The organism is Klebsiella sp. Lac1 (genome assembly GCF_009825425.1).
Classification (GTDB): domain Bacteria; phylum Pseudomonadota; class Gammaproteobacteria; order Enterobacterales; family Enterobacteriaceae; genus Klebsiella; species Klebsiella electrica.
Genome location: NZ_VJZJ01000004.1, coordinates 89,720 through 113,281, shown reverse-complemented (window position 1 = coordinate 113,281; position 23,562 = coordinate 89,720). Strand labels below are relative to the sequence as shown.

15 protein-coding genes are annotated in these 23,562 nt (G+C 55.1%); 10 read left to right on the top strand and 5 right to left on the bottom strand.

The window, feature by feature from the left end; genetic code table 11:
- Window positions 1-10 precede the first annotated feature (10 nt).
- The 4 genes from glgC (at window position 11) to FNY10_RS23050 (ending at window position 6,149) form a co-directional block, all read left to right on the top strand.
- Window positions 11-1,306: a glucose-1-phosphate adenylyltransferase gene (gene glgC, locus FNY10_RS23065; protein ID WP_160704285.1), complete on the top strand. Its 1,296-nt coding sequence runs from the start codon at window positions 11-13 to the stop codon at window positions 1,304-1,306.
- On the top strand, window positions 1,306-2,739 hold the full coding sequence (gene glgA, locus FNY10_RS23060; RefSeq protein ID WP_160704287.1) for a glycogen synthase GlgA: 1,434 nt from the start codon (window positions 1,306-1,308) through the stop codon (window positions 2,737-2,739). The genes glgC and glgA overlap by 1 nt, the downstream gene beginning before the upstream one ends.
- Before the next feature lie 17 nt (window positions 2,740-2,756).
- Window positions 2,757-5,204 carry a glycogen phosphorylase gene (glgP, locus tag FNY10_RS23055; RefSeq protein ID WP_131049152.1) on the top strand — a complete coding sequence of 816 codons (2,448 nt, stop codon included), beginning with the start codon at window positions 2,757-2,759 and terminating at the stop codon, window positions 5,202-5,204.
- Between the two features lie 189 nt (window positions 5,205-5,393).
- The gene (locus FNY10_RS23050; protein WP_100684460.1) at window positions 5,394-6,149 is read left to right on the top strand and encodes an IclR family transcriptional regulator; all 756 of its coding nucleotides are present in this window, start codon (window positions 5,394-5,396) and stop codon (window positions 6,147-6,149) included.
- 179 nt (window positions 6,150-6,328) lie between these two features.
- Here FNY10_RS23050 and FNY10_RS23045 read toward each other — a convergent pair whose 3' ends face one another.
- From FNY10_RS23045 to FNY10_RS23035, 3 genes are read right to left on the bottom strand one after another with little or no spacing between them, the layout of a single operon-like run.
- Window positions 6,329-7,234, bottom strand: coding sequence for a dihydrodipicolinate synthase family protein (locus FNY10_RS23045; RefSeq protein WP_131049151.1), 906 nt, complete (start codon window positions 7,232-7,234; stop codon window positions 6,329-6,331).
- A 43-nt stretch (window positions 7,235-7,277) separates the two neighbouring features.
- Complete coding sequence (gene ilvD, locus FNY10_RS23040) at window positions 7,278-8,993, bottom strand: dihydroxy-acid dehydratase (protein WP_100684458.1); 1,716 nt, start codon at window positions 8,991-8,993, stop codon at window positions 7,278-7,280.
- Window positions 8,990-10,324, bottom strand: coding sequence for an MFS transporter (locus FNY10_RS23035; protein ID WP_131049150.1), 1,335 nt, complete (start codon window positions 10,322-10,324; stop codon window positions 8,990-8,992). The genes ilvD and FNY10_RS23035 overlap by 4 nt, the downstream gene beginning before the upstream one ends.
- A gap of 328 nt (window positions 10,325-10,652) precedes the next feature.
- Here FNY10_RS23035 and FNY10_RS23030 point away from each other — a divergent pair, with 328 nt between their 5' ends.
- On the top strand, window positions 10,653-11,777 hold the full coding sequence (locus tag FNY10_RS23030; protein ID WP_100684456.1) for a glycerol dehydrogenase: 1,125 nt from the start codon (window positions 10,653-10,655) through the stop codon (window positions 11,775-11,777).
- A gap of 67 nt (window positions 11,778-11,844) precedes the next feature.
- Here the strand turns inward: FNY10_RS23030 and glpD are convergent, their stop codons facing one another.
- Window positions 11,845-13,353: a glycerol-3-phosphate dehydrogenase gene (gene glpD / locus FNY10_RS23025; protein WP_160704289.1), complete on the bottom strand. Its 1,509-nt coding sequence runs from the start codon at window positions 13,351-13,353 to the stop codon at window positions 11,845-11,847.
- A 215-nt stretch (window positions 13,354-13,568) separates the two neighbouring features.
- On the opposite strand from glpD, the gene glpE reads away from it, so the two are divergent.
- The 3 genes from glpE to FNY10_RS23010 all read left to right on the top strand — a co-directional run bounded on the left by glpE (window position 13,569) and on the right by FNY10_RS23010 (window position 15,677).
- Window positions 13,569-13,898 (top strand): thiosulfate sulfurtransferase GlpE, encoded by a 330-nt coding sequence (gene glpE / locus FNY10_RS23020; RefSeq protein WP_160704291.1) that lies wholly within the window; start codon window positions 13,569-13,571, stop codon window positions 13,896-13,898.
- 121 nt (window positions 13,899-14,019) lie between these two features.
- Window positions 14,020-14,850: a rhomboid family intramembrane serine protease GlpG gene (gene glpG / locus FNY10_RS23015; protein WP_160704293.1), complete on the top strand. Its 831-nt coding sequence runs from the start codon at window positions 14,020-14,022 to the stop codon at window positions 14,848-14,850.
- Between the two features lie 68 nt (window positions 14,851-14,918).
- Entirely contained in the window at window positions 14,919-15,677 is a 759-nt protein-coding gene (locus FNY10_RS23010) for a DeoR/GlpR family transcriptional regulator (protein ID WP_100684453.1), read from the top strand.
- A gap of 6 nt (window positions 15,678-15,683) precedes the next feature.
- On the opposite strand, the gene malT is transcribed toward FNY10_RS23010, so the two are convergent.
- The gene (malT, locus tag FNY10_RS23005; RefSeq protein WP_160704295.1) at window positions 15,684-18,389 is read right to left on the bottom strand and encodes an HTH-type transcriptional regulator MalT; all 2,706 of its coding nucleotides are present in this window, start codon (window positions 18,387-18,389) and stop codon (window positions 15,684-15,686) included.
- A gap of 621 nt (window positions 18,390-19,010) precedes the next feature.
- Here malT and malP point away from each other — a divergent pair.
- Together malP and malQ are read left to right on the top strand one after the other, a co-directional pair.
- Window positions 19,011-21,401: a maltodextrin phosphorylase gene (gene malP / locus FNY10_RS23000; protein ID WP_160704297.1), complete on the top strand. Its 2,391-nt coding sequence runs from the start codon at window positions 19,011-19,013 to the stop codon at window positions 21,399-21,401.
- A gap of 10 nt (window positions 21,402-21,411) precedes the next feature.
- Window positions 21,412-23,499 (top strand): 4-alpha-glucanotransferase, encoded by a 2,088-nt coding sequence (gene malQ, locus FNY10_RS22995; RefSeq protein WP_160704299.1) that lies wholly within the window; start codon window positions 21,412-21,414, stop codon window positions 23,497-23,499.
- Window positions 23,500-23,562 lie beyond the last annotated feature (63 nt).

Below are 23,562 nucleotides of genomic sequence, written 5' to 3'. Positions count from 1 at the left end.
GGAGTTAATCATGGTTAGGCTAGAAAAGAACGATCCGTTGATGCTGGCGCGTCAGCTCCCCATCAAAACCGTTGCATTGATTCTTGCGGGTGGGCGCGGTACCCGGCTTAAGGACTTAACTATTAAGCGTGCAAAACCGGCTGTCCATTTCGGCGGTAAGTTTCGCATAATCGATTTCGCATTATCTAACTGCATTAACTCAGGTATTCGCCGTATCGGCGTTATCACCCAGTATCAATCGCACACTCTGGTACAACATATCCAGCGCGGCTGGTCATTTTTTAGCGAAGAAATGAACGAGTTCGTGGATTTACTGCCAGCGCAACAGCGGGTACATGGCGAAAACTGGTATCGCGGCACGGCTGATGCGGTGACGCAGAACCTCGACATCATTCGCCGCTATAAAGCGGAGTATGTGGTGATCCTCGCCGGCGATCATATTTACAAGCAAGACTACTCGCGCATGTTGATCGATCACGTCGAAAAAGGGGCTCGCTGCACCGTGGCCTGTATGCCGGTGCCCATTGAAGAGGCATCCGCCTTTGGCGTCATGGCGGTGGATGAAAACGATAAAATTATCGAATTCGTCGAAAAACCCGCGACTCCGCCCGCGATACCGAGCGATGCGACCAAATCGCTGGCCAGCATGGGGATCTATGTCTTTGATGCTGATTATCTTTATGAACTACTGACTGAAGATGACGACGACGAAAACTCCAGCCACGATTTCGGCAAAGATATTATTCCGAAGATAACCGAAGCTGGCATGGCTTATGCACATCCTTTCCCGCTCTCCTGCGTGCAGTCTGATCCGGATGCGGAACCGTACTGGCGCGATGTGGGGACGCTTGAAGCCTACTGGAAAGCGAACCTTGACCTGGCCTCGGTGACGCCGGAGCTGGATATGTATGATCAGAACTGGCCGATTCGGACCCATATGGAGTCTCTGCCGCCCGCGAAGTTCGTTCAGGACCGCTCTGGTAGTCACGGGATGACCTTGAACTCGCTGGTTTCCGGCGGCTGTATTATCTCCGGTTCGGTGGTGGTGCAATCGGTGCTGTTCCCGCGTGTGCGCGTGAATTCATTCTGTAACATTGATTCGGCAGTCTTATTGCCAGAAGTGTGGGTGGGGCGCTCATGCCGCCTGCGCCGCTGCATAATCGATCGCGCCTGTGTGATTCCTGAGGGCATGGTGATTGGCGAACACGCGGAAGAGGATGCGCGTCGGTTCTACCGATCGGAGGAAGGTATCGTGCTGGTTACGCGTGATATGTTGCGGAAGTTGGGGCATAAACAGGAGCGATAATGCAGGTCTTACATGTATGTTCAGAGATGTTCCCGCTGTTAAAAACCGGCGGTCTGGCGGATGTAATCGGCGCGCTGCCTGCGGCGCAAATCGCTGAGGGTATTGATACGCGCGTGCTGCTGCCGGCGTTCCCGGATATTCGCCGTGGCGTCACCGATGCACAGGTTGTGACGCGCAGAGAGACCTTTGCCGGACGCATGACGCTGCTGTTTGGTCACTATAACGGCGTGGGGATCTATTTGATTGATGCCCCGCATCTCTACGACCGCCCAGGGAGCCCTTACCACGACACTAACCAACATGCTTACACCGACAACGTGCTGCGTTTTGCGCTGCTGGGTTGGGTAGGTAGCGAGATGGCCTGCGGGCTGGACCCTTTCTGGCGTCCTGATGTCGTGCATGCTCACGACTGGCATGCGGGCCTGACTCCTGCCTATCTGGCAGCGCGTGGACGACCGGCGAAATCGATCTTTACGGTACACAACCTGGCTTATCAGGGCATGTTCTATTCATGGCATATGAATGAGATAGAGCTGCCGTGGTCGTTCTATAACATGCATGGTCTGGAGTTCAACGGCCAGATCTCGTTCCTTAAGTCTGGCCTCTATTTTGCCGATCATATTACGGCGGTCAGCCCGACCTACGCGCGTGAAATAACCGAACCGCAATTTGCCTACGGCATGGAAGGGCTGCTGCGTCAGCGTCAGCACGAGGGGCGGCTATCGGGGATTCTTAACGGCGTGGATGCGGGTATCTGGAACCCGGAAAGCGACCTGCTGCTGGCGTCGCGTTATGATCGCGATTGCCTTGAAGACAAAGCGGAGAATAAGCGCCAGCTGCAAATTGCGATGGGGTTGCAAGTCGACGACAAAGCCCCGCTGTTCGCCGTGGTCAGCCGTCTGACCAGCCAGAAAGGGCTGGATTTAGTTCTCGAAGCGCTGCCGGGCCTGCTTGAGCAGGGTGGGCAACTGGCGCTGCTTGGCGCAGGGGATCCGGTACTGCAGGAAGGTTTCCTGGCCGCGGCCGCCGAGCATCCGGGCAAAGTTGGCGTGCAGATTGGTTATCACGAGGCTTTCTCACACCGCATTATGGGCGGTGCCGACGTGATTCTGGTTCCCAGCCGTTTCGAGCCCTGTGGCTTAACACAGCTGTATGGCCTGAAGTACGGCACGCTGCCGCTGGTGCGGCGTACCGGGGGGCTGGCGGATACCGTGACCGACAGTTCGCTGGAAAACCTGGCCGATGGCGTAGCCAGCGGTTTTGTCTTTGAAGACAGCAATGCGCTATCGCTGCTGCGGGCTATTCGGCGCGCGTTCGTGCTGTGGTCGCGCCCGTCGCTCTGGCGTTACGTTCAGCGTCAGGCGATGAATATGGATTTTAGCTGGCAGGTCGCGGCGAACTCTTATCGAGAACTTTATCAACGCTTGATGTAACCACAGGAGTCATTGCGATGAATGTACCCTTTAGCTACGCATCACCCACGCTGAGCGTTGAGGCGTTAAAGCACTCTATTGCCTATAAGCTGATGTTTATCATTGGTAAAGATCCTGCTATTGCCAATAAGCACGAGTGGCTCAACGCCACGTTGTTTGCCGTTCGCGACCGTATGGTGGAGCGCTGGCTGCGCTCTAATCGCGCTCAGCTTTCTCAGGAGGTTCGCCAGGTTTATTACCTGTCGATGGAGTTTCTGATTGGTCGTACGCTCTCTAACGCCTTGCTGTCGTTGGGCATCTATGAGGATGTGAACTGCGCACTGGAAGAGATGGGGCTGAACCTTGAAGAGCTGATTGACGAAGAGAATGACCCGGGGCTGGGCAATGGCGGCCTTGGGCGCCTGGCCGCCTGTTTCCTCGACTCGCTGGCGGCGTTAGGCTTGCCTGGTCGTGGTTACGGTATCCGCTATGACTACGGGATGTTTAAGCAAAACATCGTTGACGGGCGGCAGAAAGAGTCCCCGGATTACTGGCTTGAGTACGGCAACCCGTGGGAGTTTGAGCGGCATAATACGCGTTACAAAGTGCGCTTCGGCGGGCGCATTCAGCAGGAAGGCAAACAGTCGCGCTGGGTTGAAACCGAAGAGATCCTCGCGGAAGCCTACGATCAGATTATCCCGGGCTTTGATACCGATGCGACCAACACGCTCCGTCTGTGGAGCGCTCAGGCCAGCAGCGAGATTAACCTTGGTAAATTTAATCAGGGTGATTACTTCGCGGCGGTAGAAGATAAAAACCATTCTGAAAACGTCTCCCGGGTACTGTATCCGGACGACTCGACCTACTCCGGGCGCGAGCTGCGCCTGCGTCAGGAATATTTCCTCGTCTCCGCTACGGTGCAGGATATTCTCAGCCGCCATTATCAACTGCACAAATCTTTCGCTAACCTGGCAGACAAAATAGCGATTCACCTCAACGACACCCATCCGGTGCTGTCGATCCCGGAGCTGATGCGCCTGCTGATTGATGAGCATAAGTTCGGCTGGGATGAAGCGTTTGAAGTCACCTGCCAGGTGTTCTCCTACACCAACCATACGTTGATGAGCGAAGCGCTGGAGACCTGGCCTGTCGATATGCTGGGCAAGATTCTGCCGCGCCATTTGCAGATTATTTTCGAGATCAATGACTACTTCCTGAAGACGCTACAGGAGCAGTATCCCAATGATACCGCGCTGCTGAGCCGCACATCGATTATCGACGAATCCAACGGCCGTCGCGTGCGCATGGCGTGGCTGGCGGTGGTGATTAGTCATAAAGTAAACGGCGTTTCCGAACTGCACTCCCGACTGATGGTGGAGTCGTTGTTTGCCGACTTCGCGAAGATTTTCCCGATGCGCTTTACAAACGTCACCAACGGCGTGACGCCGCGCCGCTGGCTGGCGCTGGCGAATCCGCCTTTATCAAAGGTGCTGGACGAGAACATCGGCCGTACCTGGCGTACCGACCTGAGCCAGCTGAAGGAGCTGGAGCAGCACATTGACTATCCGACGGTGAATCAGGCTGTACGTCAGGCGAAGCTGGAGAACAAGCAGCGGCTGGCAAACGCGATCGCCCATCAGTTGAATGTGGTGGTGAACCCGAAAGCGCTGTTTGACGTGCAAATCAAACGTATCCACGAGTACAAGCGTCAGCTGATGAACATCCTGCACGTCATTACCCGCTACAACCGTATTAAGGCCGATCCCGACGCCGTATGGGTGCCGCGCGTGAATATCTTTGCCGGTAAAGCCGCCTCGGCTTATTACATGGCCAAGCACATTATTCACCTCATTAACGACGTGGCGGCGGTGGTGAACAACGATCCGCAGATTGGCGAGAAGCTCAAAGTGGTCTTTGTTCCGAACTACAGCGTTAGCCTTGCGCAGCTGATTATTCCGGCTGCGGATCTTTCAGAGCAGATCTCGCTGGCGGGTACCGAAGCTTCCGGAACCAGTAATATGAAATTCGCGCTTAACGGTGCCTTGACCATCGGTACCCTGGACGGCGCGAACGTCGAGATGCTGGAGCACGTGGGTGAGGATAATATCTTTATCTTCGGCAATACCGCGGAACAGGTTGAGGCGCTGCGTCGTAACGGCTATAAGCCGCGGGAATTTTACGAACAGGATCCGGAGCTGCATCAGGCGCTGACACAAATTGGCACCGGGCTGTTCAGTCCGTCGGAGCCGGGCCGCTATCGCGACCTGCTGGATTCGCTGATCAACTTTGGCGACCATTATCAGGTGCTGGCTGATTACCGGAGCTATGTGGATTGCCAGGATAAGGTGGATGAGTTGTATCGTCATCCGGAAGAGTGGGCGATGACGGCGATGCATAATATCGCCAATATGGGCTATTTCTCTTCTGACCGTACGATTCAGGAATATGCCGATCATATCTGGCATATCGACCCGGTACGACTGTAGCCGGTCATGCAGTCACAACGGGGCCACTGGCCCCGTTTTTTATCGCGGTCTATAAATATGCGTTTGACGTCGGGCTGCTGGTTATTCGTCTGCTGAATCTGTCGGCGGCATTTGGCTGCTGTGATGGAAAAAGGGTTGAGTACTGGTGTATAGTATTAGCAGAACAATTCATAATTAATTGATAATAATATGAAAAAAATTACCACATCTATTCCGGCCCTCGATAAAACCATGCGTGTATTTGATTATCTTCTGGAGTGCGGCGGCGCAACGTTTACCCAGATCCATCAAAATTCAGGGATTGCGAAAAGCAGCACCTCATCTTTGCTGAATGGCATGGTGGAACATGGGTTATTACGCCAGGAAAAAGATAAGTATTATCTGGGGTTACGCCTGTATGAATTAGGTAATAAAGCGGCGGAACAGTATGACATTAAAAAAATCGCTTTACCGATTCTCGAAGAGATCCGCGATAACACCGGCTTGACCTGCCATCTTGGCGTGCTGGAAGGCGATGCGCCAATTTATCTTCTGAAAGTCGAAAGTCCGCAGGCTATTGTGATACGAAGCTGGGAAGGCAAGCGTCTCTCATTACATAGCTCAGGTCTGGGAAAAGTGCTGATTGCATGGCTGAGCGAGGAGGAGCTGGAAGAGCTGCTGCCTTCGGATCAAATACTGACGCGTTTTACACAGACGACGATCACGGACGTGAATATCCTCAAGCAGGAGCTTGCTGGAATCCGCCGCCGCGGCTGGGGTTATGACAACGAAGAGGACTCCCTTGGCGTGCGCTGTATTGCGGTACCGGTATTCAATGCGCAGGGGAAAGTGATTGCCGCGTTGAGCGTATCAGGCGTTGCGTTCCAGATCCCTGACGATAAACGCGAGTCGCTCGCGACATTAATGATGGATGCCAGCCGTAGCCTGACTCACCTGCTGTGCTGAAATCATCATAGCGCGGACAGTAAAGCCCGCCCAGAGCGCTGAGGAAGCGTGCTTCTCAGGAATGAGCCCGCGACGCTTCGCTTACATGAACCTACAGATACCTTATCGCATGTTGATAGCCGGGTAAGGGGTCAACCGCCACCCGGCAGAAATATCAGCCCGATATCGAATACAGGCTTTTATAACCCCGCACGCAGCAATACCTGCTTCAGATTCACAATATGACCTTCATTTGCCGGTAAAACGGGCGGCATCACGTGGGGAGAAATATCAACTCCGCTCAGCTGAATCGCCTTTTTTATTATCCCGAAGAAAGGTGAATCCAGGCTGTAAATAGTAGAAAGCGCGGACAGTCTGCGCTGTAAGCCAAACATCGTCTCGTACTCTTTTTCACACCACGCACGGTAGATCCCGCAGGTGAGCTGCGGCGCAAAATTCGCCGTCGCCGGGATCCCGCCGTTGCCGCCTAAAATAAGCGTATCCATCATATATTCATCATAGCCGGAGAAAATAACGAAATCCGGACGCGCTGGCCTGACATTATTGATGATTTCACGGATGTGGCTAATATTATCAACGGTATCCTTAATGCCGATAATATTGGGGTGGTCTTGTGCCAGCCGGGTAATTAAATCAACGCTAAGATCCTGCCCCGTTAGCGCCGGGAAATTATAGAGAATGATCGGGCTTTTGCTGTGATTAGCCACGGTGCTGAAATGATGATAAATATACTCATCGGTTAATCTGGCATAGTACGGATTCAGTACCAGGACCGCATCGACTTCGAGCTGGTCGGCATGCTGACCATACTCAATCACTTCCTGCGTGCTGGTGCTGCTAATGCCGAGCAGCACCGGAATACGGCGGTTAATATGACGAACGCAAAACTCTGCGGTTTCCAGGCGCAGTGCCTTGGTCATATGACAAAACTCCCCCCCGCTGCCCAGCAGTAATACGCCGTTGACCTTGCTTGCAATAAGATGATCGAGCAACGTCGCCATACCGGTTTTATCTAACTCTCCTTGCGCATTAACAATAGTCGGGACTGGCGGAAATACGCCGTGAAATTTCGTAATCTGAGTCATGTATCGATCCTTAAAACAGGCGAGCCGAAGCCCGCCAGGGATATTATTTAAGCCAGGCTCCGGCCATTAATGATGCGGCGTTAGCAGTGAATTGTTTAAAGACACCGCGACGGTTCGAATAATCGGGTTTCTGCCAGTTTGCCCGCCGGTCTTCAAGGCAGCGGCGTATTTCTTCTTCCGTTTTGTGCACCCCGTCGATGCCAACGATATTGAGCCTGCGGCCTTTGACATCCATTTCGATTAAATCGCCATCTTCCACCAGGGCAATCGGCCCGCCGTCGGCCGCTTCCGGCGAAACGTGTCCGACGCATGGCCCGCTGGTAGCGCCGGAGAAACGACCGTCGGTAATCAACGCGACTTTTCCGTCGAGGCGCTTGTCATACACAATGGCATCGGTGGTCATCAGCATTTCCGGGGCGCCAGAACCTTTTGCCCCCTCGTAGCGAATAAAAATGACATCGCCGGGTTCGATATGGTTATGAATGATCGCCTGCTGGGCATCTTCTTCGGAGTTAAAGACGCGGGCCGGGCCGGTATGGTGGTGCATATCCGGCGCACAGGCGGCATATTTAATGACTGCTCCTTCAGGCGCGATGTTGCCCTTCAGTACCGCAATCGACCCTTTCTTAGTGGCATTTTCGGGTGGCCGAATCACCTCTTCCGGGCTGACTTTGTAATTGCTGAGGTAGCCGTGATTGCGGGTGAAGAAGCCGGATTGATGGAGCATTTCCAGATTGTCACCGAGCGTACGGCCCGTCACGGTAAGTGCATCAAGATCCAGATAATCGCGCAGATACCACTGCACCATTGGCACGCCGCCCGCAAACCACATCATTTCGGTAACGTACTCGCCGCTGGGCTGAATGTTGGTCAGATAAGGGATTTCATTATTGATCCGATCGAACAGTTCAGGCTTCAGCTCCCATCCCAGTTCGTGAGCGATAGCCGGAAGGTGGATCATTGCATTGGTGCTGCCGCCGATCGCCGCATGGACTTTGATCGCGTTTTCAAACGCCGCAGGGGTCAGAATCTTATGGGTGGTGATATTTTTCTCCGCCAGATACAGCGCCTGGTGGCCTGCGGTGCGGGCGACGCGGCGAATTTCCGCCAGGGTCGATGGCAGCAGAGCGCTGCCAGGCAGGGCCAGCCCCAATGCCTCCGACATACACTGCATAGTGCTGGCGGTTCCCATAAACTGGCAGGCTCCGGCGGTAGGGCAACCGCATTGCTGCATCGCTTCCACTTGTTGAATGCTGATTTCGCCTTTCTTCAACTTAGCGGTGATCCCGCCGAGGTCAGAAGTACTCATATTCGGGGCAGGACGCATGGAGCCGCCGGGAATATGCAGCAGCGGCAGATTGAGGCGTGCGGCGGCAATCAGATGTGCCGGGATCGATTTATCGCAGCTTGAGATCAGAATCGCGGCATCATAAGGCACCACTGAGGCATGAATTTCGACCATGTTGGCAATGGCTTCGCGAGACGCCAGGATGTAGTTCATCCCATCGTGGCCCTGGCCCCAGCCGTCGCAGATATCCGTCACATGGTGACGGACCGCACGCCCCCCGCTTTCATGCACGCCCAGTACGGCTTCATCGCCCAGTTGGTTAAGATGGAAGCTACCAGGATGGCTTTCGCCATAGCAGTCATCGACAAGGATTTGTCGTTTATTGACATCTTCTTTGCTGTAATTCATTCCAAGACGCAGGGCGTCAAGCTGTGACCACAGGTCGCGAGCATGCTGACATTTCTGGCTCATTTGGCGATTCCTTCCTGTTTAAGTGAGGCACCCGGCGTCGGGGTGTCAGGTGTGTTGCTGCTACCAGCAGGGCGTGCGGTAACAGAAGGCAAGCTGAAAAGCAGTCCGACGGCGATAAGCAGAGCGGCAACCAGTACGGTCATCCCTGCCGTTTGCGAGAACGTCACCGTTAACAGCCCTACGAGGTAGGGCCCGATAAAGCCGCCGATATTGCCGAGCGCGTTGATGGTGCCACGCACGCCGCCGAGTACGTTGGGGGCGAAGAGTAAGGGGGGTAGCGTCCAGAATGGGCCGGCATAGGCTTGCAGGAAGAATCCGCAAATCACCATCATGCCGTAGGCGAGCCAGACGTTATCTTTCAGTAATAAGGACAGGGCGAGACAGACCGCGAAACCCAGCAGAGGAATAGCCGTGTAAAGGCGGCGATTCATGGTTTTATCACACCATTTGGCAATGTAATACTGACCGATAATGCACAGAACATAAGGCGCTGCGGTAAGCGCCCCAACGATGGTCATGCCGCTGCCGGTCAGGTGTTTAATCAGATTAGGCATCCACAGCGCGAAGCCATAGAAGCCGACCTGTACGAAGAAATAGATACCGACAAGCTTCCACAGATTGACGCTTTTTAATACTCCGCGAACACTGCTTTGCTCGCCGCCAATACTCAATGCGCGATCGGCCAGCAGCTTTTGTTCGATCCAGGCGCGCTCTTTCGGATCCAGCCACTTCGCCTGATGCGGGTGATCGGAAACCAGAGGTAGCCAGACAAAAAGCAGCCCCAGAGAGAGCAAACCTTCGATGATAAACATCTCCCGCCAGCCGTAAGTTTCGATAAGCCAGCCGGAAAGCGGCCCGGTAATGATGGAGGCGGCGGCCAGGTTCATCTGGAAATAGGCGATGGCCCTGGCGCGCTCCTCATTGGGGAACCAGTGGCCAATCAGCGCCAGAATAGCGGGGTATACAGCGCCTTCCGCCACGCCGAGCACAAAGCGAATAATCAGCAGCTGCGTTGGCGTCTGAACAAAGCCGGTCAGCAGTGCAAAACCGCCCCAGGCGACAATAGTCCAGGCAATTAATTTTTTGGCGCTGAGACGCTCGGCTATCTGACCGCCGGGAATTTGCAGGAAGATATAACCAATGAAGAAGATCCCGGCGACCAGACCGGCAAAAGAAGCGGTCATGCCTAAATCTTCATCCATGCCGCCTGCGATCCCAATGGCGATATTGGTCCTGTCCATATAGGCCACGATATAAACGAGGATCGTGGCTGGGATAATATGCAGCCAGCGCCCTCGTGTGGTCGGTTTCTCTGTTCCAATGCTCATCATTGCATCCCTTTAGTATTAAAAATTATTGTTCTGTATATAGAACTTATGTTCTGTATATTGATAATATGATGATGTATTCATATAGCGTCAATTCCATATATTAAGTAAGGTTATGTTTTGTGATTTGCTTCAAAAATGAGCGGAAACAGGGTGAAAAAGAGTGGGTAAGCTAGTGAATAGCGCCTGCTGGCCTGAAATTGTGCGCTGCCTCACAGGATAAAATTATGCTCTCACCTGGTCATTGTATGTTCAGAGTAAACGGCATTAAATTCTTTATATGGAAATATTGTTCCATATATTGAACTTTATTGTCTTTTAAGGAGAAACAATGGTTACTACCGCGATCTTTCCGTCACGATATGTGCAGGGAAAAGGGGCGTTGACAACGCATCTCCCGCAGGAACTGGCCGCGCTCGGTCATAAGGCACTGATTTTGCAGGATCCTGTTGTCCATAATGGCTACCGGGATACGGTTGCAACGGCACTCCACGGGGTGATTGATTTTGATATCGAGGTGTTCAGTAGCGAGTGCAGCGATGAGGAAATTGCTCGCATCTGCGCACGCGCGCAGGAAATCGGTGCCGATGTGATTGTCGGTATGGGAGGTGGAAAAACCCTGGATACGGCGAAAGCGACCGGTGCCAGCCTGCGGCTGCCTATTGCTGTGGTTCCGACGCTGGCCTCAACGGATGCGCCATGCAGTTCACTGGTTGTTATCTATACGCCGGAAGGGAAATTCAAACGCTACCTGATGATTCCGCGTAACCCGACGCTTGTGCTGGTGGACAGCGGCATTATTGCCGCCGCGCCGGTACGCTTTTTGATTTCTGGGATCGGCGATGCGCTGGCAACCTGGTTTGAAGCGGAAGATTGTCGGATCAAAGGGGCCGGGAATATGACGACCAGGCCAGGGCCGATGACCGCATTTGAGCTGGCGCGGTTTTGCTACTCTACGTTAATGCGCTATGGGCGTCTGGCGAAACTGGCCTGCGAACAACATCAGGTTACCCCAGCGCTCGAACACGTTATTGAAGCGAACACGCTGTTATCCGGGCTCGGTTTTGAAAGCGGCGGGCTGGCGGCCGCACACGCCATTCATAACGGTCTGACCGTGCTACCCGCCACGCACAAATACTGGCATGGTGAAAAAGTCGCTTTTGGCACGCTGGCAATGCTCATGCTCACCGATAGAGCGCCTGAGCTGATCGAGGAGGTGTATCAGTTCTGTGAAGATATCGGCTTGCCAACTACGCTGGCCGATATTGGTCTGGCCGGCGTTAGCGATGATGAACTGCTGGCCGTTGCCCGGGCGTCTTGTCAGACGGGGGAAACGATACATAACGAGCCGTTTACCATCACCCCGGAGGCGGTGCTGGCGGCATTGCGAGCCGCTGATGCCGTTGGTCAGGCGCGGAAAAAAGCGGCTGGCGTTGCGGCCTCTGGCGGAAAGTGATTGAGGAAAGCGTCCGTTAATGCACATAAGGGGGGGGATTCCCCCTTATATCGCGTGTGATGTCAATTTACGATGCCAGCGAAAGCTCAGACTTTCCCGTGTGCTGCGCCAGCCATGCGCCGATCCGCGCCTGCTGCTGGTCATTCAGCCACATTCCCTGTTTCGTCCGCCGCCAGATGGCATCCTCAAGAGTGCGTACCCACTCATGTTCCACCAGGTATTTCAGCTCGGCTTCATAGAACTCATGGCCAAAATCTTCGCCCAGATCCGCTATCGAGGCCGCCTCTGCAAGGATCAGCTCGCTGTTGCTGCCGTAGGTGCGGGCATAGTGACGCGCCATCGATTCGCTGATAAATGAGAACCGGCGGCGCAGTCTGGCCGCGTAATCGTCGCGGTCGCCGTCGATATCGCCGCCGGGCAGCACGGCCGTTTTGGTCCAGGCCGGACCGATGCCTTTGTAGTAGGGCGTCAGTTTTTCCAGCGCGTGCTCGGCCAGTTTGCGATAGGTCGTCAGCTTGCCGCCAAAGACCGACAGCAGCGGCGCCTGGCCCTGTTGGTCATGAATATCCAGGGTGTAATCGCGGGTAATCGCCTGCGGCGAATCTGATTCGTCATCGCACAGCGGACGGACGCCGGAGTAGGTCCAGACGATATCGTCGCGGGACAGCGTCTTTTTGAAGTGCGCGTTATAGGCGTTCAGCAGATAGTTAATCTCCTGGTCATCGATCGCCACTTTCTGCGGATCGCCTTTGTACTCAACGTCGGTGGTACCGATTATCGAGAACTCATCCATCCACGGGATCACGAACACAATGCGTTTGTCTTCGTTTTGCAGAATGTAGGCCTGTTTCTGGGTGTGCACGCGCGGTACCACGATGTGGCTGCCTTTAATCAGGCGGATGCCGTACGGCGAGCGCAGATGCATCCCTTCGTCAAAGAAGTGTTTGACCCACGGGCCGGTCGCATTGACCAGGCCACGGGCCTGCCAGCTGAATTTCTCGCCGGTATCAATATCTTCCGCCTCGACAATCCACAGGCCGTTTTCGCGTTTCGCCGAAATTGCCCGGGTACGAGTCCGGACCTCACCACCTTTGCGGACCACCATCTGCGCATTAGCCAGTACCAGACGCGCATCGTCTACCCAGCAGTCGGAATATTCGAAACCGCGCACGATTTCAGGTTTTAATACTGATTCTGCGCCAAATCGCAAACTGGTCGAACCGGGTAAGCTGGTGCGTTTCCCCAGGTGATCGTACATAAACAGACCGATGCGGATCATCCAGGCCGGACGCAGGTGCGGGCGGTGCGGCAGGCGAAAGCGCATGGGAAAAGCGAGATGCGGCGCCATTTTTAACAGCACCTCGCGTTCGGCCAGCGCTTCGCTGACCAGGCGGAATTCATAGTGTTCAAGGTAGCGCAGCCCGCCGTGAATCAGCTTCGAACTGGCGCTGGAAGTGGCGCAAGCGAGATCGCGCGCTTCCAGCATCAGTACGGATAAACCACGCCCGGCGGCGTCTGCCGCGATACCGGCACCGTTGATGCCGCCCCCTATCACAATCAGATCTTTGGTTTCCACGTTCGCTACCTCTGGCACTTTCGTTTAAGCTCAAAAATGTTCGTTATCGCTCAATATAGCAAACAAACGCGCCATTGGTAACATCAAAAAAACATTTCGGAGTGATGCGTGTAACATATTGGCGTTTATTTCCCGTCTGACGGTAAACTAGACAGTAGAATCATGGCCGGTTACCTGCCAGCAATATCATTCCGCTATATATAGAGAAAGAGCACATGGACCACTTTGAATGTATCAATGTTGAAGAAGCGCACCAGAAACTGCATCAGGCCATGGCGGTGCTGGTGGATATCCGCGATCCGCAGAGTTTTGCGATGGGGCATACGCCGGGTGCATTTCATCTGACTAACGAAACGCTGGGCGCGTTCATGCGCGATAACGACGTTGATACCGCGGTGATGGTGATGTGCTACCACGGCAATAGCAGTAAAGGCGCCGCGCAGTATCTGCTACAGCAGGGCTATGACAAGGTTTACAGCGTGGATGGCGGATTCGATGCGTGGCATCGTCATTTCCCGGCGGAAGTGGAACATGGCGCGCTTTAAGCATTAGTACGCCATACCGTCTTTGTGCAGATGGCATGGCTGCTTCAGGGATGCCCAGGGCGCGCCACTCCTGCAACTCGTATATACTAGCCCCCTTTGTGTGGAATAAGCGATCCGCCGTATGTTAATGATTACCTCTTTTGCTAACCCGCGTGTGGCCCAGGCGTTTGTCGACTATATGGCGACGCAGGGCATTATCCTGACCATTCAGCAGCATGATCAGAGCGATGTCTGGCTGGCCGATGAGAGTCAGGCCGGACGGGTGCAGGATGAACTGGCTCGCTTCCTGGAAAACCCCGCCGATCCGCGCTATCTGGCGGCCAGCTGGCAATCCGGGCAGACCAACAGCGGTTTGCACTACCAGCGTTTCCCTTTCTTTGCCACCCTGCGTCACAACGCCGGGCCGTTTACGTGGGCCATTTTGTGTGTCTGCATCCTGGTCTTTGCTCTGCAAAATATCATCGGCGATCGGCCGGTCATGCTGCTGCTGGCCTGGCCTTATGATCCGTCGCTGAAATTTGAAGTCTGGCGCTACTTTAGCCACGCTTTCATGCACTTCTCGCTGATGCATATCCTGTTTAACCTGCTATGGTGGTGGTACCTTGGCGGAGCGGTGGAGAAACGCATCGGCAGCGGTAAGCTGGTGGTCATTACCGTCATTAGCGCCTTGTTAAGCGGGTTTATCCAGCACCAGTTTAGTGGCCCGTGGTTTGGGGGATTATCCGGCGTCGTCTATGCGCTGATGGGCTATGTCTGGCTGCGCGGAGAGCGGGATCCGCAAAGCGGCATCTATTTGCAGCGCGGCCTGATTCTCTTCTCTTTAGTGTGGTTAATTGCTGGATGGTTTGATGTTTTTGGCATGTCGATTGCGAACGGCGCGCATGTGGCGGGTCTCCTGACCGGACTGGCGATGGCGTTTGTCGATACGCAACATGTGCGAAAGCGAACATAGGGCCGCCTTACCCGGCTCTCTGCAACGACAGCGCCTTTATGCGAGTCTTATAATTCCAGGGATATTTCATGAAACAAACACAACGTCATGACGCCATTATCGAGCTGGTAAAAAAACAGGGATATGTCAGCACGGAAGAGCTGGTTGAGCAGTTTGCCGTCAGCCCCCAGACCATTCGTCGTGACCTGAACGACCTTGCCGAACAGAAGATGATCCTACGTCACCACGGTGGAGCCGCGCTGCCTTCCAGTTCGGTAAATACCTCCTGGCACGACAGGAAGGCCACCCAGAGGCAGGAAAAAGAGCGTATCGCCCGCAAGGTGGCCAGCCAGATCCCCGATGGCGCGACGTTGTTTATCGATATCGGCACCACGCCGGAAGCGGTTGCACATGCGCTGCTGGAACATAACGATCTGCGCATCGTCACCAACAACCTGAATGTGGCTACGACGCTGATGGTGAAAGAGGATTTCCGCATTATTCTGGCGGGCGGCGAGCTGCGCAGCCGGGATGGCGGCATTATCGGCGAAGCGACGCTGGATTTTATCTCCCAGTTTCGCCTTGATTTCGGCATTCTCGGTATCAGCGGCGTAGACAGCGACGGTTCGTTGCTGGAGTTTGATTACCATGAGGTGCGCACCAAGCGTGCGATTATTGAAAACTCTCGCCACGTGATGCTGGTGGTGGATCATTCGAAATTTGGGCGCAATGCGATGGTGAATATGGGCAGCATCAGCATGGTCGATGCGGTCTACACCGATGTGATGCCGCCGGCGGGCGTACTGAAGGTGATTAAGGACCACAATCTTCAGCTGGAACTGTGCTAAACGGCGTTAAACGCCGTATCCCATCATTTTAAGCAACCGCTGGGCGTGCTGTACCGCGTCCTGGCGGTGTGCGACTCCCAGCTTCTGATACAGATTACGAATGTGAGTTTTAATGGTCGTGGCCGCCACGTCCAGCTCACCGGCAATCTGTTCGTTGCTGTAGCCGGAATAGATTAGCCCCAGCACCTGCCATTCACGTTGGGTCAGCGGGCTGGTGCGAATCAGTTCCGGGACCTCCGGATGACTCAGTAACCGTTCAACAAAGCCCTCATCGAAGTGGGCAAACTTATGGCGATGGTGCTGGTTGATATCGCGCAGGATGCGCTGGGCGCGATGTTGTTCCAGCTCTGGTAGCGTATTGAGCTGAATAAGCTGGCGCAGCTGCTGCGCCATAGCTTCGCCTTCAATCACAAAGTGGTTGATGAAGCCGGTGCGGTTGGCGAGCGCGAGCGCCTCCAGCAGCACTTTCTGTGCTTCGCTTTTCCGTCCCGCCTGCCAGTAAAGCTGGTTGAGCAACAGCAGGTTGCGGTTAATATCGCTCATCAGGCGCAGCGAGCGGGCATTGTCGTTTAACTCTTCCAGCACCATTTCCGCCGAGTCAAAATCACCCAGCAGAATTTGCGCCCGGGCGATGTTGCGCCACTGGCTTTGCAGGAAGTGGTTATTAGCGAATTCTGGTTTCGGCGTCTGGCGCAGCCAGTTGGCGGCCGCGGCTTTATCTCCGACCATCTGCCAGTAGATAACCCGGACTTTATCGGCATTCGATACCCAGTCGCTATGGTAGTGACCGTTGCCGAGCAGGTTTTCCAGGCGGTTGAGGTGGCTGCGGGCGTTATCCAGATCGCCACGCGCCAGCGAGCACTGCACCATCAGGGCCAGACACTGCAGCTGCTGCTGCGGCTGATAGCCAGACAGGACATTCATACCATTACGAGCGGACGCTTCCGCTTCGTCCAGACGCGCCCAGGCCCACAGCAGCTGTGAGCGAATACGTAGCAGGAATTCATGCATCGGCAGCTGTTCGAGATGCTGCTCGCGGATAAGCTGGAACGCTTTCTCCTGAACTTCCCAGGCGGCCTGCAGGAAGCCCTGGGCCAGGAGAATCTCGCTTTGCTGGATCATGCTCCACAGCGCGTAGTGCCAGATGTCATGGCGGCGGGCCATCTGCTCCGTCTGCTGCATGACCGCCAGCGATTTACTTAACTGACCCTTGCAATGCAGCACTTCGCCGTGGACCGATGTCGCAACAATTCGACTGTAGTAGCTGGCCAGCGGCAGCTCTTCTAACGCAACCATCGCCAGACGTTCGGCCTCATCCTGATCGCCGGCATTAATGGCCACCTGTGCCCGCAGGGCGTTGAAATCGCCATGCATCGCGGTATCCATTTTTACGTTCATTTCCTGTTCGGCGCGAGCCAGCAGGGTGTTGACTTCGCTGTAACGGTGCTGGCTCTGCATCAGCCAGGCCTGTAACAAAATCAGCTTTGGGTTTTCCAGCAGGTTTGACCAGGGCAGCGCCGCCAGCGATTGCTCAAGCAGCCCCAGTTCGCTGTGGTTAAACATGCCCCAGGCGTGGTTCAGCAGAATATCACGCAGCATGTTGGCATCGCCGGCCGCCAGCGCGTGGTGAATGGCTTCGCTCGGGAAACCCAGCGCCATCCAGCCTTCGGCGGCGGAGCGGTGAATCTCCGGGAGTTCGATCGCCAGCTCCCACTGGCAGCGCTGACGCAGGAAATTGCCAAACAGAGGGTGATAGCGGAACCATTCGCCGGAGTCGTCCATTCGCTGCATGAACAGCCCCTGACGTTCAATCTCTTCCAGCTGCATTTGCCCGTTTTCTTCCCCGGTCACGCGAACGATGAGCGCATCGTTCATGGAACGCAGCAGCGAGCTTTTCAGCAAAACATTACGCGTACGCGCGTCGACATTATCCAGAACCTCATCCACCAGATAATCAGAGAGATGGCTGGCATTAATACCGGCAAGACGACGGGCGGAGTGGTGGGCGGAGGTGTTATTCTGGCGGGCTGAAAGGGCAATAAGCTGCAGCGCTGTGGCCCAGCCGGCGACATCGTCGCACAGCCTGCTGCTGTCTTCAGCTTCGATTGGTGAGGCCAGGCGACAGTCGAAAAAGAGTTTTGCTTCCTGATGGGTAAACGCCAGCTGCCGGCTGCCAATTTCCAGCAGTTGTTCGCGCACGCGCAGGTTGGCAATGCCGAGCTGCGGCAGGTTACGCGAGAGCACCACCAGGGTCATGTTCTCCGGCTGATGACGGAGGAAGAAGCGCATCGCATCGTGAATCACCGGATTGTTGATCAGATGATAGTCATCAATCACCAGATACAGCGGGCGCTGCCAGTCGGCAAGCTCGATAAACAGCTGCGCAAAAAGCGAGGGCAGGCTGGCATACTGGCGTTTTTGCACCATGGTTTCGCTGGCCACGCAGTGGCCGCCGGTAGCCTGCTGAATGGCGGCGAGCAGATAGCTGGCAAAACGCTCCTGTTGGTTGTCGCCTTCATCCAGCGAAAACCAGCCGAGTTCATTTTTCCCCGCCGCCCACTGAGAGATGAGCGTTGTCTTGCCGTACCCAGCGGGGCTGGTGACCAACACGAGACGGTAATTGTTCGCGCCGGAAAGTTTAGCCAGCAATCGCTCGCGAACCACGGTGTGTTCAAGGCGTACTGGGCGACTTAATTTAGACGGAATCAACATAGTTAATCATTTCGCTGTGCAGGAGAGGATTTGCGATTTTTTTTGCGCTTCGTAATTAATGACTATTAAGGTCGACGATAATGAAAATTATTGCAAGTTATGTCCGGGTTTTATGCTCTTGAATTTGCACCAGGTCACAAATTCCCAATTAAAACCCTGCGGTTGTAAAACCGGTACCAGCGCGCGTGGTTACTGGGTTTTCCCCGGCTCAGACACGGGTAAAATAGCACTCGCGCCATTTTTTTGTAGTTGTATGTTTTTATTCGGTTAATTTCAGGCCAGTCTTATAAATAATCGTTTTGGCGTATTTGTGTCATAAGGAAGGATTATTTTTACACAACGCTTATTTTTATTTCGCGATAATCAGGTAACGGTGTTTTATGCAACGCGTTGTCTCGGCCTGTAACAAATCTTCTTCTGCTGGTGCAGAGCAACATAGTGTTCCTGTACGATGAATTTTTCAGCATATTTCTGGCGGAGAGCTACCGTTATAGTGGCCGAGATCACACTTTTCGCTCATCCCTGCTGCTCCTCCCTGCCTAATCCCCATCGGGATGAGGACGTTGCTTCAGGAGGTCGGCACACTAACGCCAACGTTTTAGTAAAGGACCCGGATTTCTTATGTCACAGACTTCTTTTAATAAAGATCAGTTTCAGGCTGCACTGACCCGTCAGTGGCAGCATTTTGGCTTACAGTCCGCTTCTGAGATGACCCAGCGTCAGTGGTGGCACGCCGTCAGCGGTGCGCTTGCCGAGCTGTTGGCTGCTCAACCGGTGGTGAAACCCGTCAAAGGGCAGCGTCACGTCAACTACATCTCAATGGAGTTTTTGATCGGTCGTCTGACCGGCAACAATCTGCTGAATCTGGGTTGGTATCAAGGGGTAAGCGATGAGCTGCAGGCGCATGACATTCACCTGACCGACCTGCTGGAAGAAGAGATCGATCCGGGTCTCGGCAACGGGGGGCTGGGCCGTCTGGCAGCATGCTTCCTCGACTCGATGGCGACCGTTGGCCAGTCGGCGACTGGCTATGGCCTGAATTATCAGTACGGTCTGTTCCGCCAGTCTTTCGACGATGGTCAGCAGGTCGAAGCGCCGGATGACTGGGGGCGTAGCCGCTACCCGTGGTTCCGTCATAACGAACAGCTGGATGTGCAGGTTGGGATCGGCGGTAAGGTCAGCAAAAGCGGCGCCTGGGAACCGGCGTTTGTGATTACCGGCCAGGCCTGGGATCTGCCGGTGCTGGGGTATCGCAATAACGTGGCGCAGCCGCTGCGTTTGTGGCAGGCGACCCATGCTCATCCGTTTAACCTGACCAAATTTAACGATGGCGATTTCCTGCGCGCAGAGCAGCAGGGCATCGACGCGGACAAGCTGACCAAGGTGCTTTACCCGAACGATAACCATCAGGCAGGGAAAAAGCTGCGCTTAATGCAGCAATACTTCCAGTGCGCCTGTTCGGTTGCCGATATTCTGCGTCGCCACCATCTGGCGGGGCGCAAGCTGGCAGAGCTGGCGGATTATGAAGTTATCCAGCTTAACGACACCCATCCGACCATCGCGATTCCTGAACTGCTGCGCGTGCTGATCGATGAGCACCAGTTGAGCTGGGATGACGCCTGGGCTATGACCAGCAAAACCTTCGCCTATACCAACCACACGCTGATGCCTGAGGCGCTGGAGTGCTGGGACGAGAAGCTGGTTAAAGCGTTGCTGCCGCGTCATATGCAGATCATCAAAGAAATTAACGCCAGGTTTAAGAAGCTGGTCGAGAAAACCTGGCCTGGCGATAATCCGGTGTGGGCGAAGCTGGCGGTGGTGCATGACAAGCAGGTACGGATGGCGAACCTGTGTGTGGTCAGCGGCTTTGCGGTCAACGGCGTCGCCGCGCTGCACTCCGATCTGGTGGTGAAAGATCTGTTCCCGGAATATCACCAGCTGTGGCCGAATAAATTCCACAACGTGACCAATGGCATTACGCCGCGCCGCTGGATTAAACAGTGCAACCCGGAACTGGCCGCGCTGCTGGATAAGACGCTGAAGAAAGAGTGGGTTAACGACCTTGATCAGCTGATCCATCTGGAGAAATATGCTGACGATGCGGCGTTCCGCCAGACCTGGCGTGAAATTAAGCTGGCTAACAAAGTTCGCCTGGCGGAGTTTGTTAAGGCGCGTACCGGCATCGAGATCAACCCACAGGCGATTTTCGATATTCAGATTAAGCGTCTGCACGAGTACAAACGTCAGCATCTTAATCTGCTGAACATTCTGGCGCAGTACAAAGAAATCCGCGAAAACCCGCAGGCGGACCGCGTACCGCGCGTGTTCCTGTTTGGGGCGAAAGCCGCACCGGGCTACTATCTGGCGAAAAATATTATTTTTGCTATCAATAAGGTGGCGCAAGCGGTGAATAACGATCCGTTGGTGGGCGACAAGTTGAAAGTGGTCTTCCTGCCGGATTACTGCGTCTCTGCGGCAGAAATGCTGATTCCAGCGGCGGATGTCTCGGAACAGATCTCCACGGCGGGGAAAGAAGCCTCCGGTACCGGCAACATGAAGCTGGCGCTGAACGGCGCGCTGACCGTCGGGACCCTGGACGGTGCGAACGTTGAAATCGCCGAACAGGTCGGCGAAGAGAATATCTTTATCTTCGGTAATACCGTTGAAGAAGTTAAGGCGCTGAAAGCGAAAGGTTATGACCCGCTGAAATGGCGTAAAAAGGATAAACTGCTGGATGCGCTCCTGAAAGAGCTGGAAAGCGGCAAGTATAGCGACGGCGACAAGCATGCTTTCGACCAGATGCTGCACAGCCTGCTGAAAGGCGGCGATCCGTACCTGGTGCTGGCGGACTTCGCCGCGTATGTTGCCGCGCAGAAGCGGGTGGATGCGTTGTACCGTGACCAGGAAGCCTGGACCCGCGCGGCGATTCTGAATAGCGCGCGCTGCGGCATGTTCAGCTCCGACCGCTCAATTCGCGACTATCAACAACGTATCTGGCAGGCAAAACGCTAAGGACAGGCCTATGGAGACTAAACGCCTTGATAACGCCGCGCTGGCGGCGGGAATAAGTCCTGACTACATCAATGCGCACGGTAAGCCGCAGTCGATTGCTGCGACGACTAAACAACGTCTGCTGAATGCGATGCATCGTACAACAACCGCCGCGAAAGCGGCGGTTGTTCCGCTGCCGCCGGTGCAGGTTTTCACTCACGGTAAGAAAATGTCGCTGCCGGTCGCCGGTCGCGGGGAATTTCAGTGGATCCTCACGACCGAAGAGGGCAAACAGTATCAAGGCAACGTGCGTGGTGGGGAGAGCCTCCCGCTGCCAGCCAGACTGCCTGAAGGCTATCATTCGCTGACCCTGACTCAGGATGGCGAACGCTGGCATTGTCGGGCGATCGTGACGCCGGTGCGTTGCTATGAACCACAGGCCCTGAAAGAGGGGAAAAAACTGTGGGGCGCCTGCGTACAGCTTTATACGCTGCGCTCGGAGAAAAACTGGGGCATCGGCGATTTTGGCGATTTGCGCGCGATGCTGCCGGAAATTTCCCGGCGCGGCGGCGCGTTTATCGGTCTGAACCCGATTCATGCGCTCTACCCGGCAAACCCGGAGAGCGCCAGCCCCTACAGCCCATCCTCACGCCGCTGGCTGAACGTTATCTATATTGACGTCAACGCGGTCGATGATTTCCGTCAGAGTAAAGAGGCGCAGGCCTGGTGGCAATCGCCGCAGACGCAGCGGGCATTACAGGCCGCGCGTCAAACCGAGGATGTGGATTATACCGCCGTGACCACGCTGAAAATGACCGCGCTGCGCATGGCCTGGAAACGATTTTCCGCCCGTCACGATGAGACGATGGCGGAGTTCCGTCAGTTCGTGCTTCGTGAAGGCGAAAGCCTGTACTGGCAGGCGGCGTATGATGCCCTGCACGCCTGGCAGATACAGCAAGATCCGCTCCGCTGGGGCTGGCCTGCCTGGCCAAAAGCGTATCAGGATATCAGCAGCCCGGAAGTGACAGCGTTTTGCACTGAGCAGGCCGATGAGGTGAGTTTCTACCTCTGGCTGCAGTGGCTGGCGTATTGCCAGTTCGCCGAATGCTGGCACACCAGCCAGCACGATGCGATGCCGATTGGCCTGTACCGCGATCTGGCGGTGGGCGTGGCGGAAGGCGGTGCGGAAACCTGGTGCGACCGCGAGCTGTATTGTCTGCAAGCCTCCGTTGGGGCACCGCCGGACATTCTTGGCCCGCTGGGGCAAAACTGGGGCCTGCCGCCGATGGATCCGCATATCATCGTCGCCCGTGCCTATGAGCCGTTTATCGAACTGCTGCGCGCCAACATGCAAAACTGCGGTGCGTTGCGCATCGATCACGTGATGTCGGTTCTGCGTCTGTGGTGGATTCCGTATGGTGAAACCGCCGACCACGGCGCCTATGTGCAGTATCCGGTCGATGATCTGCTGTCGATTATGGCGCTGGAGAGTCAGCGTCATCGCTGTATGGTGATTGGCGAAGATCTGGGTACCGTACCGGTGGAGATCGTCGGCAAGCTGCGTAAGAGCGGCGTCTATTCCTACAAGGTGCTCTATTTCGAAAATGACCATGAGAAGACGTTTCGCGCGCCGCGGACGTATCCGCAACAATCAATGGCGGTGGCGACAACGCATGACCTGCCGACGCTGCGCGGCTATTGGGAAAGCGCAGACCTGACGCTGGGCAAATCGTTAGGTCTGTACCCTGATGAAGTGGTTTTACGTGGTCTGTATCAGGATCGTGAACGGGCGAAGCAGGGGCTGCTGGATGCGCTGCATCAATACGGCTGTCTGCCAAAACGCGCCGGGCATCATGCCTCGCTGATGGCGATGACGTCGACCCTCAATCGTGGGATGCAGCGCTACATTGCGGACAGCAACAGCGCATTGTTGGGGTTACAGCCGGAAGACTGGCTGGAAATGGCCACTCCGGTCAATATCCCGGGAACCAGCAGCGAGTATCCGAACTGGCGGCGTAAACTCTCCACCACTCTTGAGCAGATGTTTGCCGATGAGCGGGTGAATAAGCTGATTAAGGATCTGGATAAGCGGCGCAAAGCGGTCGCTAAGAAGAAGTAGTGCCGCCATTTCCCCGGCATCACCGGGGAAATGGTATCAAAGGGCTAACAAAAAGGCCGGGTC